The organism is Gemmatimonadaceae bacterium (assembly GCA_020851035.1).
Classification (GTDB): Bacteria; Gemmatimonadota; Gemmatimonadetes; order Gemmatimonadales; family Gemmatimonadaceae; genus JACMLX01.
In genome coordinates this window covers 104,572-119,236 of sequence record JADZDM010000023.1, presented here as the reverse complement: position 1 = coordinate 119,236, position 14,665 = coordinate 104,572, and the positions used below count along the sequence as shown (strand labels likewise).

The 14,665-nt window shown below is 65.5% G+C and carries 12 protein-coding genes; 4 read left to right on the top strand and 8 right to left on the bottom strand.

Features of this window, described 5'->3' with window-relative positions:
• Positions 1-71: 71 nt before the first annotated feature.
• From IT355_15980 to IT355_15970, 3 genes are all read left to right on the top strand, one after another.
• Entirely contained in the window at positions 72-1,328 is a 1,257-nt protein-coding gene (locus IT355_15980; protein ID MCC7054772.1) for a copper oxidase, read from the top strand.
• A gap of 85 nt (positions 1,329-1,413) precedes the next feature.
• Positions 1,414-1,800, top strand: a complete 387-nt coding sequence (gene copC / locus IT355_15975; protein ID MCC7054771.1) for a copper homeostasis periplasmic binding protein CopC — start codon at positions 1,414-1,416, stop codon at positions 1,798-1,800.
• A gap of 32 nt (positions 1,801-1,832) precedes the next feature.
• On the top strand, positions 1,833-2,786 hold the full coding sequence (locus IT355_15970) for a CopD family protein (GenBank protein MCC7054770.1): 954 nt from the start codon (positions 1,833-1,835) through the stop codon (positions 2,784-2,786).
• A gap of 319 nt (positions 2,787-3,105) precedes the next feature.
• Here IT355_15970 and IT355_15965 read toward each other — a convergent pair whose 3' ends face one another.
• From IT355_15965 to IT355_15930, 8 genes are all read right to left on the bottom strand, one after another.
• On the bottom strand, positions 3,106-4,617 hold the full coding sequence (locus IT355_15965; GenBank protein ID MCC7054769.1) for a hypothetical protein: 1,512 nt from the start codon (positions 4,615-4,617) through the stop codon (positions 3,106-3,108).
• Positions 4,618-4,714: 97 nt separating this feature from the next.
• Positions 4,715-6,076 (bottom strand): TonB-dependent receptor, encoded by a 1,362-nt coding sequence (locus IT355_15960; protein ID MCC7054768.1) that lies wholly within the window; start codon positions 6,074-6,076, stop codon positions 4,715-4,717.
• Entirely contained in the window at positions 6,034-7,413 is a 1,380-nt protein-coding gene (locus IT355_15955; protein MCC7054767.1) for a TonB-dependent receptor plug domain-containing protein, read from the bottom strand. The genes IT355_15960 and IT355_15955 overlap by 43 nt, the downstream gene beginning before the upstream one ends.
• A 180-nt stretch (positions 7,414-7,593) precedes the next feature.
• Positions 7,594-8,013: a nuclear transport factor 2 family protein gene (locus IT355_15950; protein MCC7054766.1), complete on the bottom strand. Its 420-nt coding sequence runs from the start codon at positions 8,011-8,013 to the stop codon at positions 7,594-7,596.
• A 568-nt stretch (positions 8,014-8,581) separates the two neighbouring features.
• Positions 8,582-9,274 carry a methyltransferase, TIGR04325 family gene (locus IT355_15945; GenBank protein MCC7054765.1) on the bottom strand — a complete coding sequence of 231 codons (693 nt, stop codon included), beginning with the start codon at positions 9,272-9,274 and terminating at the stop codon, positions 8,582-8,584.
• Between the two features lie 335 nt (positions 9,275-9,609).
• Positions 9,610-10,125, bottom strand: coding sequence for a nuclear transport factor 2 family protein (locus IT355_15940; GenBank protein MCC7054764.1), 516 nt, complete (start codon positions 10,123-10,125; stop codon positions 9,610-9,612).
• Between the two features lie 51 nt (positions 10,126-10,176).
• Positions 10,177-11,226, bottom strand: a complete 1,050-nt coding sequence (locus tag IT355_15935) for a M56 family metallopeptidase (protein ID MCC7054763.1) — start codon at positions 11,224-11,226, stop codon at positions 10,177-10,179.
• A gap of 21 nt (positions 11,227-11,247) precedes the next feature.
• Entirely contained in the window at positions 11,248-11,625 is a 378-nt protein-coding gene (locus IT355_15930; protein MCC7054762.1) for a BlaI/MecI/CopY family transcriptional regulator, read from the bottom strand.
• Positions 11,626-12,137: 512 nt separating this feature from the next.
• Here IT355_15930 and IT355_15925 point away from each other — a divergent pair.
• Complete coding sequence (locus IT355_15925; GenBank protein ID MCC7054761.1) at positions 12,138-14,390, top strand: heavy metal translocating P-type ATPase; 2,253 nt, start codon at positions 12,138-12,140, stop codon at positions 14,388-14,390.
• The last annotated feature ends 275 nt before the right edge of the window (positions 14,391-14,665 follow it).

Genomic DNA, 14,665 nt, shown 5'->3' with positions numbered 1-14,665 from the left:
TGGAGCAGGGCGTGACAGCGCTGGCCGCGACCGCTGCTGCGGCGTCGCTCGTGCAGGCACAGCATGCTGGCATGCACATGCCTGAGCCGGTAGCGCCACCGACGACTCCGACGGCGCCGGCGCGCTCCCGTCGACCGAGAGTCCGACTCTCGCCCGGTCAGCCTGGGCGCGATTACACCCCGGTCATCACGCCGAACGGCACGACGCTGCCATTTCGCGTCGTGGATCGCGTGAAGGTGTTTCATCTCACGGCCAGTGAAATCCAGCATGAGTTTGCGCCCGGACTCAAGGCAACGTGCTGGGGCTACAATGGCAGCACGCCCGGCCCCACCATCGAGGCCGTCGAGGGTGACCGTGTTCGGATCTACGTCACCAATCAGTTGCCCGAGCCGACGAGTGTTCACTGGCACGGGCTCTTCGTGCCGTCAGGCATGGACGGCGTCGCTGGCGTCAGTCAGGCGCCGATCCCAACGGGCGAGACGTTCATGTACGAGTTCGACCTCGACCAGTACGGCACGTACATGTACCACCCGCATTACGACGAGATGACGCAGCAGGCCCTCGGCATGATGGGCATGTTCGTCATCCATCAGCGCGGCGCGCGTCGGCGTCCGGACAAGGACTTCGTGATGTTGTCGAGTGAGTGGAAGATTGCCCTCGGGACCGCGCGACCGGATCCGAACGAGATGACGGAGTTCAACGTGCTCACGTTCAACAGCAAGGCGTTCCCGGGAACGGCGCCGCTCGTGATCCAGCGCGGCGACGACGTGCGCATCCGCTTCGGGAACCTGAGCGCGATGAGTCATCACCCGATTCACGTGCACGGACTGGCATGGCGCGTCGTCGGCACCGATGGCGGTCCGGTCGAGCGCACCGCGCAGCGTCCGGAGAGCACGACGCTGGTTCCGGTGGGAACAACCCGAACGGTCGAATTCTCTGCAGACGTCTCCGGCGACTGGGCGATGCATTGCCACATGACGCACCACACGATGACGCAGATGGGTCACAGCGGCGTCAATCTCGTGGGCGTCGATGAGACGAAGATCGACGCGGCAGCGGCACCGCTGCTGCCGCAATACATGACCATGGGCCAGACGGGCATGGGAGATCATGGCGCGATGAAGATGCCCGTACCGCGGAACTCGATCCCGATGCAAGGCGCACCCGGACCAAAGGGACACGTCGACATGGGCGGCATGTTCACCGTGCTGAAGGTCCGGGATCGTGTCACCGGTCAAACTGACCCAGGGTGGTACGCCGATCCTCCAGGCACGGTGGCGCGGGCTGCGACACCTGACGAACTGAAACGCGACGGCATCGTCGTCTGACCGGCTCGGCGCTGTTCGGTGTACCAACCATTTCGCTGCGGGCCAGTGCTCGCCGCACCTCACCTTTCAAATACGAGTGTCTCATATGCTTCGTTCTCTCATGCTGCGCCGCATCGTGGTTGCCACGGTACTGTTCGCGGCGCCCGCGTACGCCATGCTGCATCCGCGACTGGTCTCCGCCGCGCCCGCGGTGAACAGCACGGTCACCGCGGCACCCACCATGCTGCGCCTGACGTTCCAGGAAGCGCTCGAACCGGCGATGAGCCGGATCACGATGGTCGACTCCTCACGACGCGCGGTCGCGCTGAACGCCGTCGCTGCAGACGCGGCCGACCCGAAGACGCTGGTGGCGACGTTCAAGGCGCCGGTTGGACCCGGTCGGTACACGGTGTCGTGGCAGGCGGCCGGCGCCGACGGACATCCGATGCGTGGTTCGTACGCATTCACGGTGGCCGCCGCGCACGCGCACTGACATAGCGCCGGGCGCCGGTACATGACGTGCCGATGGACGTGATGCCGACGCCATTCGGCGTGGAGTCGCCCGGTTACGTGGCGGTGCGCCTGCTGCAATACGTGGCGTTCAGTCTCTGGGCCGGCAGCGTCAGCGCGTCACTGACGTGGTGCAGGGACGCTGCCGACGGCGGGATGTCAGCACACAGCGTCTCGCGGGCATCGCTCATTCGTCTGTCGCGCGTGGCGCTCGTGTTGCTCGCATCGTCATTGGTCCTGCGTCTCTGGGCACAGGCGCATGCTTTCGACGACACGACGCTCTGGCCTCAGGCGGAGATGGTCCTGACGATGCTGCGCAAGACGCTGTGGGGACACGCGTGGCTCGTCGAAGCCGTCGCGTTAGCTGTTGGCGCGCTCGTCGCATGGACGCTGCAGCGCGGCGCTGCTCAGCTCCGCGCGTGGTCTATCGGGGCCATCGTCGCGCTCGTGCTGGCGGTGTCGTTTGCCTTGTCGGGACACGCCGCATCGAGTGAGACGCTGCGGCCGCTCGCCGTCGTTGCTGACACACTGCACGCGTCCGCAGCGGGTACGTGGGTGGGCGGCATTGCGGTGCTGGTCCTTGTCGTGCTGCCATCCTCTCGACGGACGGCGGAGCCGATGCGCGGCGAGATGCTGGCGACCGCAATCATCCGCTTCTCGAATGTGGCGCTGATCGCAGTGTCTCTGATCGTCGTGACCGGTGCATTTGCGGCATGGCTCCACGTCGGCAGCGTCAGCGCGCTCTTCGACAGTACGTATGGACGGACGCTTGGCGTCAAACTGCTCGTGCTGACACCGATGCTACTCGCTGGACTCGCGAACTGGCGATGGATCACTCCGCGGCTGCGCTCGGAGGAGCGGGCGGCTGGCGATCTTGTTCGGGCTGTGCGAGTCGAGCTCGCCTTTGGCCTGCTGGTGCTCCTCATGACAGCGATCCTCGTCGCGACGCCGACGCCCGCGGAGGGTTAGTCGGCGCGTGTTCGGCGGTTGCTGTCACGCGAGAACGCGGCCCCGACCCGTCAGCGTCTGGTGGAACGTGGTCCATGCGGTCGTGTCAGCGATCACGGATCAATGGCGTTCCATCTCCGAAGCTGCTCGTCCTTCCCCGACCGTCCGATCCCTCAGCAGGTTCTGCGTCGCTCGTACGCTGACCCAGACGAACATCCCCGCCGCCAGTAGGACCCCGAGGATCAGGGCGATGCGGTCGGATCTCGCGAATGGTCGGCGCGGCCGCGTCTGACGGTGGACGGCGCGGTGCCCTGTGCGATCTGTTCGCACCGACATCCCGTCAGGCTTCACGGCTGGTCTTTCCAGGGAAACGCACGCGCCACCCGGAGGCGATCATGCCGAGGACGAGGAGCTGAAATGATGCCAGGAGTATCACGTCGAAGGTCTTGTTTCCCGTGAACGAAAACATGTGAACGGCCAGGAATGGACCGAACATGCGCCAGAAAAATGGGCGGCGCTGAATGACCTGCCCGGTGGTATTGGAGACGTACACGTCGGTGCGCTGTGGGTCATCGAATCGAAACCGGTAGACGGGCAAAACTCGATTGAGATCCGTCGAGAGCTGCGTCGAGGCGCCCACCAACACGAAGGGCGGATGGCCGACGACCTCCTGCCGCGCGATTTCGCCGGCCAAAGCAGCAGTGAGCGACTGCATCGACACGCCGGAGGCGGTGACGACGCGCGTCGGCTCGTCCATGCGCGTGGTGATCGCCCACGCATCCTGCTCGCCGAGCCGCCACCACTCGATTGCCTGGACCGGGCGCGGGCTTGGCGGCAACGATGCAGCGACGCGGCTGAGCACCTCGTTCGGCGTCGCGACCGACTGCTGTGTCGAGAACCCTCCCTGCCAATCGGTGCTGAAGCTCGTCTTCCCACGGAAGGGATCTTCCAGCGGTCCGAGGCTGAGCCAGAGATACGCACCGACGAGCATCTGGATGGCGAGGATCCCCCCTGCGACGACGCCAAGCTTCCGGTGCAGATTCCGCGCGCGCATCCATGGCCGTCCGGCCTGCTCAACCTGGGTGGCTGCAGGTGCGCGCGGCCGCCGCCACCAAAACAGCATGTAGCCGAACACGCTGGTCACGATCACCGCGGCGCCGCAAAGGTAGAGCAGTGTGGTCCAGAGGCCCATGTGGGCGCTGAACTGATTGACGTGGGCCGCGCGATACCACCACTCGAAGCGTTCGGACTCCGCGTTCAAGCGGCGAAGCGTGCGGCCCTCGTCACGCGAGAGGATCAGCCGGGCTTCCTGTTGTCCGTCGACATGCGCTCGGACAACCGGGAGGCGATCAACCGTGTAGTAGCGATTGTACTCGGTCGCGGACTCCAGCTTCACGACTCGGGCACCGACGAGCGCCTCGCCAGCCACGGTCGCGAGTAACGAGTCCGGGAGCGGGTCCAGACGTTCTCCGGTGCGCGCATCGAACACCATGGCCAGCGCGAAGGGAGTTGGCTTCACGACGTACCAGAGATGCGGACCACGAGACTGCAGTCGCAGCCAGTAGATGCGCTCGAGGTGATGGACTGACGAGAGCTGCTGAAGGATCGTGTTCGGATCCACCGTCGCCGCATCCAGTCGGACGTCCACCGAGTTGTAGGGATTCAGCGCGTAAATGCCCGCGAGGCCATTCGGTGCATTCATCGAGACGAGCATCATCACCGCGGCGGAGATGATCCATCCGAGCAGCGGCACCGTCAGCCCCAAGCCCAGCCACCGATGCCAGGTGGCAATCTGTCCCTTCGCTCGTGATGCAATCACGGCATGCTCCCCGTTGGTGGCGACCCGGTACACGGACAAATGGGAACGTGAGAGACATCGCATGCCCATGACGAACGGTCGACGACGTCGCACTGGTGCAAACGAGCACCAGTGCGACGTCGACGGTCAGCTACCAATTGATCTTCAGCCCCATCGCGTAGTTGATCTCGGGGAGCGGGTTGAAGAATCGACCTGCGCCAGCGTTGATCTGCGGCTGTGACGAGTACTTCTCGGAGAACACGTTGTTCACCGCCACGAAGGGGGCGAACTGCGTGCGGCCGAGCTGCAGTGCCCAGCCCGCCCGAAGGTTGACGAGCGAGTACGCCGCATTCTCGGCCGTGTTCGCATCATTCACGAAGAACTTCCCGACCGACTGGTACTCGATTCCGCCCGACAGCCCACGTGAATCCTGATAACGCAGTTCCACGAATCCATTGTGCTTCGGGATTCCGGGGAGCTCATTGCCACTGAAGTTGTTCGGACCGGCTTCGTAGCGGGAGTAGCTGAAGTCCGAGTATGTGTATGTGCCGGCCAAGGTGAGTGCGCTCGTGAGCGACACCTTGGCTCCTGCTTCCACACCTGACTGCTTGACCTCGGCGGCGTTGACCAGCGCACCGAACTGTCCGGTGAGCGGTGCAGGACGCACGAAGTTCACGTTCACCTGCTGGTCACGCAGCCGCTGCGTGAAGACGGTGAGCTCGAAGGAGCCACGACCAACCACGCCTCGCGTCCCGACCTCGAGCGTCCGGATCGTCAGCGGCTTCACCACTTGGTTCGTGATGAACTCCCCATCCGTCCGGGGAGAGTTTCGCAGGTTGCCGATGACCGGAGCCTCGAACGACTCGCTGAAGTTCGCGAAGGTGGAGAGCGAGGGGTTCACGCGGTACGTGAGGCCGATCTTGGGCGTCGTCCGCGTGAAGGTGCGAGGCTCCGTCTGAGCGCTCCGCAGCTTGTTCTGTTGCGCGAAGCGGATGTTGTCGTACCGGGCGCCGGCCGTCAGGGTGACCTTCGTGCCGAGGGCGAGCTCCTCCAACGCGTAGACGCCCACCGCGGTGGCTTGTTCGTCGAACGAGGAGAAGGCGGTGCCCGCCGCCGCCGTGCCGGGCCGTCCGGTGGTCGTCGTCTGGATGGGCGTGTCGTGGAAGTCCACGCCCGTCGTGAAGCGACTCCCAACTGAACCGATGGGCCGGGTGGACAGCAAGCGTGCGGTCACGCCGCGGTTCTCGAAGCCCTGCTGAATGAACTGTGTCAGGGCAGGGCCTTCGTGGATCGTCCGCGGCACATAGAACAGCTGTGTCTCGAACTGCTCGGTCGCCGTCAGTGCCCGTTGCACATTCAGGCCGAAGCGGAATTCGTCGAAGCGCCCGAAGTTGTCGAGACGCACGCCGCCCACCCGCGCGAACGAGGTGGAGTCCGCGATGCGCGGGGTCGCGCGCATCTCGCCTTCGGTCAGGCCACCAGACACGTCCTGCCCGAGATTGTCGTACGACATGACTGCGGTGATCGTGCTCTTTGCGTCCGGCTTGAAGACGAATTTGGACGAGAACCCCGTCTGGTCAAAGTTGGAGTTGTCGCGATAACCGTCCTGCTGCGTGCGCCACGCGCTGAACAGGTATCCCACGGTTCCACCGAATGCGTCGCCGGTGGCCTTGGCGTGCACGCGGGCGAAGCCGAAGCTCCCGCCGAGGACCTGCCCTGCCGCCGAGTCTCGCCTCCGGCCTCGCTCGTCATGGAGACGACACCGCCGGCCTGATTCCCGTACAACGTTGACGCAGGGCCACGGAGCACTTCGATGCTGGCGATGGACGACATGTCCAGGTTGGCCAGATCCTGTCCGGAGCCGCCGGCATTGTTCTTCGGCACGCCGTCGATCAGGAGCCTGATGCCGCGAATACCGAAGGTGTTCGAGGAGCCAGCACCGCGGATCGCGATGGTGGCGCGCGAAGCACCGCCAAGCTGGTCGCGGACGACGACGCCCGGCACGTTCCGCAATGCTTCTTCCACGCTCGTGTTACGACGACCAGTCCCCTGAATGACGTCCGCCGAGACGACGCTGACGGATGCGGGAACCTTGGCCAGTTCCTGGCCGCTGCGCGAGGCGGACACCACGACCTGATTCAGGACCGACGGCATTGCGACGAGGGTGATGTTCGCCGTCACCTCGCGCCCGATGACGAGGTCGACCTCGACGCTCGAGGGTACGTATCCGATGGACGTCGCACGCAGTCGCGCACGACCGGCGGCGGGTGTCGTCAACATGAAGCGTCCATTGTCATCGGTGCGCACAGTGCGTCCCGCGCGTCCCGCGGCGGGCAGCAACTCGATGGTCGCGCGCGGTACCGGAACTCCAGCTGGGGTCACGACCTGACCGCGCGCAGTCGCGACGCCTCCTGTCTCCTGCGCCGCGAGTGGACTTGCCGCGAGGGCGGAGGCGAGGCCGAGGAGCGCAATCACTCTGCGATGTAGCCGCGAGCGTTGAAGCTTGACGAAGGTGGGCATGGGGAGGAGATGGTGATGGGTGGATTCGCGGATTGTGCTGAACGCCGCGGAAGCGCGGTGCTGCGTGCAGAGAATGGGCGGCAAGCCGGCGCGACGCCTTTCGAGCTCGGAATCGGCCTCCGGCGAGGGTGGGCATTCAACGGCGAGCGAGGATACGACGCGTTCATCGGTCCTAGGTCCATCGAACAACAGCCACACTGTGCGATACCACCACTCTCTGCTGATGCTGAATGCGGACGCAAGGCGCGCGTCAAGAGACAGCTCACCGTCACACGCGTCGCATCGTTTCGGGGTCGGTGCGTCGACGGAGAAGGTGTACGTCCCGTGCATCGGGCGGCCGCCTGCATCGGCCGCGTGCCAGGTGACCATGAGACGAGGGCGACACGCCGGCTGACCGACTGTTCCGCCGCACATGAGCCCGAAGATGACCGCTCCTTTACTCCTCGTAAAGTGCAGCGGCCCCGGCGTGCGCGAAAGCCCCTGATCTTTTCTCGTCGTCAGGTCCGACGGTCAGGTCGCGGGCGGATCACCCGCACGCCGCGCGCGCGAGCTCGTCTGGATGTGGCGCACCACCCACCGGCCATTGGCGGCGGTGCCTCGCCGGATCAGGATCGCTGTGCCACGTCCGACGTTGTCAATCGACCGGCCGTTCATGTCGGCCTTGAGCGTGTACCGGAACGTCGTCCATGCGGTCGTGCCGGCGACGTGCACCTCGATCTCCTCGGGCCGGTACACGAAGTTCTTCATCACCTTGATTTCAGGACCGAGATGATGATCGCGGTAGTCAGCCCAGCCGCGGTTGATGCCCGCACCTTCCACCACGGTCAGGCTCTCACCGGCATACAGCGAGTCCAGCGCGAGCAGGTCACCGCGCTCCGCTGCGGCGAAGACGGCGCGGAGCGTTGCGATGGCGTCCGTGCTGTCGGACATGCTGGCGGCAGGCGTAGCAGTCGACGAGCGTGTGCCATCGTTGGCCGGCGCAGACGCTGCGGCAGGCGCGACAATCGCACTCAGGACAATGGCGGGAAGTAGCGTGGACAGCGCTGCAGTCACGGGACGCATCGGAGGCTCGCTCGGTGCAGAGGGTCAGGTGATGAACGGGTGGACGTGCTCCGGCATGCGGCACCGCGGGCACGGGCGAACGGGTGATGCCAGCGGACCGTGAGTGCGAACGATGGTGCGGACGATCAGCTGCGCGGCGTGCGCGAAGACCAGTGAATGGCGCGAATCCGCCACGCGCCACCAACGCGTGCAAGCACCATCAACTCTGCACCCACGGAATTGATGTCGCGGTCACGGTACTCACCCTTGGTGACGCTGGTCGAGGTGTCCCACGCGCCGCCGCCGACGGCCCCCGCTGCGCACTCCGAACCATGCGAGCGCCTACGCGAACCGCATGTCGCCCGGAAACCGTGCATATGACGACTCCGAGCGCTAGCGCGCTCAGCACCGCTGTGCGACGATTGATCAGGCGATGCCAATGGCTCTCGTGAGACAATCACGAAACCGCCAGCCGGTAATATTGACCGATCCAGGTGATCCCAGGCATATCGTCCGCGTAAGGCATGCGAGTACGGGTCTCCGGATTGATCCACTCATCTTCGAGAACGTAGCCCAGCCGTTGCAGCGCCGGTGCGAGCGCCCCGCGCTCGATGATCCGGTATGCGCAATAGCTGATGCCGATATTCTGCAGCGTGATCACCGTGCGATCCGGTAACGTCGGCATCATGTTGACCACAATGTGCGCCGGACGCCTGAAAAGCGTCTCTACGAGCGCGTCGAACGGTGACTCGATGTACTGCAACGTGCCAGCCGTGAAGAGCACATCGCAACCGGACGCGTCTGAAAAACTGCTGGTGAACTGGAGCGCTGTGGCGCCTTGCTCGACAGCCCGTCGGCTTCCGGCATTGATCACCGCTGGCACATCGCAGACGGTCCAATGTGACGGCCCGCAGCCAGCCAGGTACTTCTGATACGCGTAATACGATATCCCGACGTTTCCACCAAAATCGAACACCGTCGACGCGCGGTCGAGCGTCCGACGCAACCAGTAGAGCGCCGGATAGTCTTTTGCCTGGACGCGATTCACCATATCTTCGTACAGCGATGCCGCCGACGCATGATTGTACCCGACCGGTGCGGTCTGCGGTGCCGCGCGCAGCGCCTCCTCGAAGCTGCCGTAGACGCCCAACCAGCAATTCGTGCCATGGACGGTTGCGAATCGCCGGACATAGCGACGCCGAAGCAACGACTGAACGGGTCCAAGGCGCTCTAGCTTTCCGATGGCAGCCTTTAATTCCATATGCAAACCTCTGGTGAGTTGGTGCGGACACGGATCATCGATTGTACAACGGCCTCGGGCGCGACGAGCATGTTGAACGCTGTGCAATATGTGGATCAAGCGTGCGATTCACGCGCTGGGAGAGGGGCGGACTTGAATGAACAAGTTGTGTGAGCGTCTGCTGAGCGTTTCGTCTGCAAGAGCCCAAGACTCTCAAAAGGTGAGCCCGCACGTTCAGCCTTGGATCACGCACGTGGTGTCCGCGACGACCAGTGAATGGCGCGAATCCGCCACACACCATCAACGCGCCCGAGCACCATCAACTCCGCACCCACGGAATTGATGTCACGGTCACGGTACTTCCCCTTGGTGACACTGGTCGAGGTGCTCCACGCGACGTCGCCGACGACGACGACGCGCTGCGCACTCCGCACGCCGGGCAATGCCTGCGCGAAGCGCATGTCGCCGGGGAGGTGGTGCCCCGCATAGTCGCTTCGCGTCTCCACGCTGCCGCTCTCCTGGATGATGGCATCAGGCGCCAGCAGCGTCATGGCGGCGGCGCTGTCACCGGCGGCCAGCGCGCGGTGGTATGCATTGACGACGCCGGCGACGTCGGCGGAATCCGTCACCGTCGCCGGCATCGTCGACGCCCGCGTCGAGTCGGATGCGTGTGCGTCATCGCGCACGGAGCCATGCGCCGCAGGTGCGCCAATCGTGATGGCAGTGGCGACGGCGATGAGGTGGATCACGGAGCGATGCATATGCGGCTCGGAAGACGAAGAGTCAGAGCTGGCGTGGCGAACGACGGCGCGTCAGCCGCCGTCGCCATGATGTGGACAATCGCGGGCCGTCGAGGCAGTGTGGCCAACGAGACAGAAGACATGTTCGTACGCCGCCAGTCGCGTGTGCGTGCAGTGGTCACTGTGGCTGGTCATCGGGTGGGCCACGGCAAGGCCTGAACCCCACGCGAGCAGGAGGGCCACGCCGGCGCCGAACAGCGATGGCTTCGTCACCTGCGAGGTGATGCTCGATTGGTTGCCGAGGAGACGGTTGATCCGCCGGTCGAGCATGGCGTCACGATGGAAACCGACGATGGCGCCGCCGTGCTGCAACGACGCACCGCCGGTGCGACCCGGCGCGCGCCACTGCGCGAGCGCCAGGATCGCGGAGGCCAGCGCGACAGGATCGCCGCGCACCGCAAAGTCGTCTGCGATGATCTCCGCGTCGTCCGCCACATCGGCAGCCAGCCGTCGCATGGCGGGCAGCCAGAACAGCAGACACCCCAGCGCACGCAGCACCGTGAGGCGAAGCGGGTCGCGTCGGCGGACATGGGCGTACTCGTGTGCCAGCACCGCAGCGAGCTGCGCCTGCGAAAGTTGACCCTCCAGCTCCGTGCTGACGTGGATGACGGGACGGAACCAGCCGATGGTGAAGGCGGGAATTGGCAGCCCATCGACGAGCCGGATCGAGTCCGTTGGCACCGCCGCTGCGCGTGCCGCGACGAATGTTCCGTCAGTCGAGACGACGGGCCGCGCAAGGATCAGGCCGAGCGTCGTACGGAGGCGCCACCAGGCACGGGCACGGTCAATCACGGCGTACGCGACGCCGCCGATGAGCAGTACGTGAAAGACGGAATGCACTGGGTCGAGCAGCTGATGCAGCGCGATCAGGCAGATGCTCCAGAGGTGGTCGCGACCGTCGAGCAGTGTCCCGATCTCACCCGTGGCGTGGTGCACCATCACGGGGCTCGTCGCGGCGAGAAGCAGGATGCCAATGACGAACAACAGCCTTCGCCGATGTCGCGCCTCCCGCTCGTCGACGCCGCGACGTAGCGTCAGCGTGTGGGCGCTGCCGTCAGGCATCGACTCGCACACACGACGTCATCACGACTTCAGTCGCTCCTCGATGAGGCGCGCCAGTTCCGCCAGCTGATCCGGGTCACGCTCGGCGAGGACGTCGACCAGCGATGCCGCCATGGCATCCGAACTGAATGACAGGATCCCCTCGACGACGCGGCGACTCGCATGCGCCATGAAGGCCGCCTCGGTCATCGTGACCTCGAAATGCAGCAGCCCGTCGCGCTCCTCGCGTCGGAGCAGATGCTTCCGCACCAGCTTGTTGAGGACCGTGATCACCGTGAGCAGCGCCACCTGATGCGTCGCTGCGACCTGCGCGTGAACCGCGCGCCCGGTGGCAGGCGCACCGAGGCGCCACATGGCCGCCATCACGCGCGCTTCCAGATCGCCGAGCACCTTCGCCAAGCCGTCGGCTGAGAGACGGATGGTGTCGTGCAACTGGGGCGGGAGCGGCGACGTCGGCGCGACGCGAATGCCGCGCGGTGCAGTTCCAGTGCTGCGCTTGCTGGGCACGCGGCTCGGGTGTGGGTGGGACTTCGGACGCTCGCTTTATGATGCATAAACTGCACGAGCCGGGCAAGTCGGACAAGGCGGGAACCGGGCCGGGCCGGGCCGGGCCGGCCCGGCCCGGGCACTCTGCCCGCCCTGGCCGTGAGGCACGAGGGCCGTGGGTTGCACTCATCCTTTATCATGCATAAAAGCACTGCATCGGCATCCTGTCGACGACCGGGTAAATGCCGCGGCGATTCACTGCGGGTTCAGCGTCGATGACCATGACTGGTCCTGTCCGTGTCGCACGTTGAAGGCTCCCTCGAGGGCACGAACATGACGCGTTGTGATTTTCCGGGTAGTCTCAGGCACACGTCGAGGAGATCCCACTCTGGCGGCGGTGGCTGGTCGAAGCCAGTACGCGGCGGATGACCGATCCATCGTCAACCAGAGAGCACGCCGATCATGGCGCGGGCCACCCGAGCGTCACGAGCGGTGATGGCCCAGACGCAGACGTCGTGGCACCACACGTCGCTCGTGATCATCCCGCGCACGGGGAGCAGGGTGCGGCGCAGGGCTCCAACCTCGCGACACACGCGAACGCCACGTCGAAGCCGTCGAATGTGACCCGAGCTGACGACCCGAAGCGCGGCGGCGGACACGACGATCATGGCGGCCCCGCCGCGGGTCATGAAGGCCACGACAAGCACGCCGGTCACTCGGTCGCCCTGTTCCGGGACAAGTTCTGGTGGTCACTGGCGCTGATGCTGCCGACGCTCGTCTGGGGCCACATGCTGCCCAGCGCGTTCGGATACGCACCACCCGGTTTCCCGGGCAGCACTTTGGTACCGGCGCTGTTCGGCACGGTGCTCTTCATCTACGGCGGGACACCGTTCCTGAAAGGCGCCGCGCGCGAGATCGCGGATCGGCTGCCCGGCATGATGACGCTCATCGCCCTCGCGATCAGTGTCGCGTTCGTCTTCAGCCTGGCGGTAACGCTCGGCTTTCCCGGCATGCCGCTGTGGGAAGAACTGGCCACGCTGATCACCGTGATGCTGCTGGGCCACTGGCTCGAGATGCGGTCCATCTCGCAGGCACAGGGCGCGTTGGGTGAGCTCGCGAAGTTGCTGCCCGACATGGCGACGCGCGTGACCGTGGCCGCCGACGGTCGCGAAGCGCTCGAGGAGGTCTCGGTCAACGACCTCGTCATCGGCAACATCATGTTGGTGCGACCGGGAGCGAGCGTTCCAGCGGACGGCGTGGTCCGTGATGGTCGCAGCAGCGTCGACGAGGCGCTCCTGACAGGAGAGTCAGCGCCGGTGCCGAAGGACATCGGTGCCACGGTGATCGCAGGCGCGATCAATGGCACCGGTGCGCTCCGGATTGAGGTGACGGGCACAGGTGATCGCACCGCGCTCGCCGGAATCATGCGATTGGTCGCGCAGGCGCAGACCTCGCGATCACGCGCCCAGGCGCTCGCGGATCGAGCTGCGTTCTGGCTGACGTGGGTGGCGCTCGGCTCTGGCGTGATCACCCTCGTCGCGTGGCTGCTGAGCGGGGCGACTGTCGCGGTGGCCATCGAACGTTTCGTCACGGTACTCGTGATCGCGTGTCCTCACGCGCTCGGGCTGGCCGTGCCGCTCGTGCTGGCGATCTCCACGACACTCGGTGCCCGAAATGGCCTGCTGGTCCGTGATCGACGCGGTCTCGAGGAAGCGCGACGCGTGACGACGGTCGTCTTCGACAAGACCGGGACGCTCACGCTTGGTGAACACCGCGTGGTCGCGATGGCGACGGACGGGGGGCTCTCCGAGGAGGACGCGCTGTCACTGGCCGCGGCGCTCGAACACGACGCCGAGCATCCAGTGGCGCGTGCGATTGTGCTGAGCGCCACCGACCGAGGCATCACGCCTGGTGCCGCGACCTCGTTTGAAGCGATTCCCGGGCGCGGCGTGCGCGCGACCGTGGCGGGACGGGCGCTGGCGGCGGGTGGCCCCAACCTGCTGGCCCAGCTGAAGGTGACGCCCGCCGCATCGCTCGTGAAGTTTGCGCAGGCAGCGGCAACACGGGGACAGGCAGTGATCTACCTCGTCGAGGGTGAGCGGACGCTCGCCGCCTTTGCCGTCGCAGACGCGATCCGGCCAGAATCAGTGGAGGCGGTGAATCGACTTCACGAGGCGGGGATCGAGGTGGTCATGATGACCGGCGACGCAAAAGCCGTCGCGGATGCGGTCGCCAAGGAACTCAAAATCGACACGGTACTGGCGCAGGTGCTCCCTGACGAGAAGGCATCGCACATCGAGCGACTGCAGCAGGAGGGAAAGCGCGTTGCGATGATCGGCGATGGCGTCAACGACGCGCCGGCGCTCGTCACCGCCGATGTCGGCATTGCCATCGGGGCCGGCACGGACGTCGCCGTGGAAGCGGGCGACGTGGTCCTCGTGCGCAGTGACCCGCGCGACATTCCGCGGATCATCGCCCTGTCGCGCGCGAGCTATCGCAAAATGATCCAGAATCTCTGGTGGGCGGCGGGTTACAACGTAGTGGCGATTCCGCTGGCCGCCGGCGCGCTCGCGCCGTGGGGGATTCTCCTCACGCCAGCGCTCGCGGCGGTGCTGATGTCACTGAGCACGATCATCGTGGCGATCAATGCGCAGCTCCTTCGTCGCACGTCGTTGTGAGCGCGGTCGCCTCGAACTCACATCAGCGCCGAGTCGAGACGGCGGCGCGCCATGCGACGTACCTCAGGCCGAGTGTCAAGTGTCAGGCGAACACGGACACGGGTCTGTCAAAACCCCGACGCAGCGGCTCGCCGCGTGGAGGTATCGTGAACCTGAGCACCAGAGGAGTCCACGTGACGCGTTGATGGACCGGTCAACGCGCGCGGTGCCGCGCCGTGCCGGGAGCGTTGCCCCCTTCGAGGTGATCCCATTGTCGGATGTGAACGGCGGACACC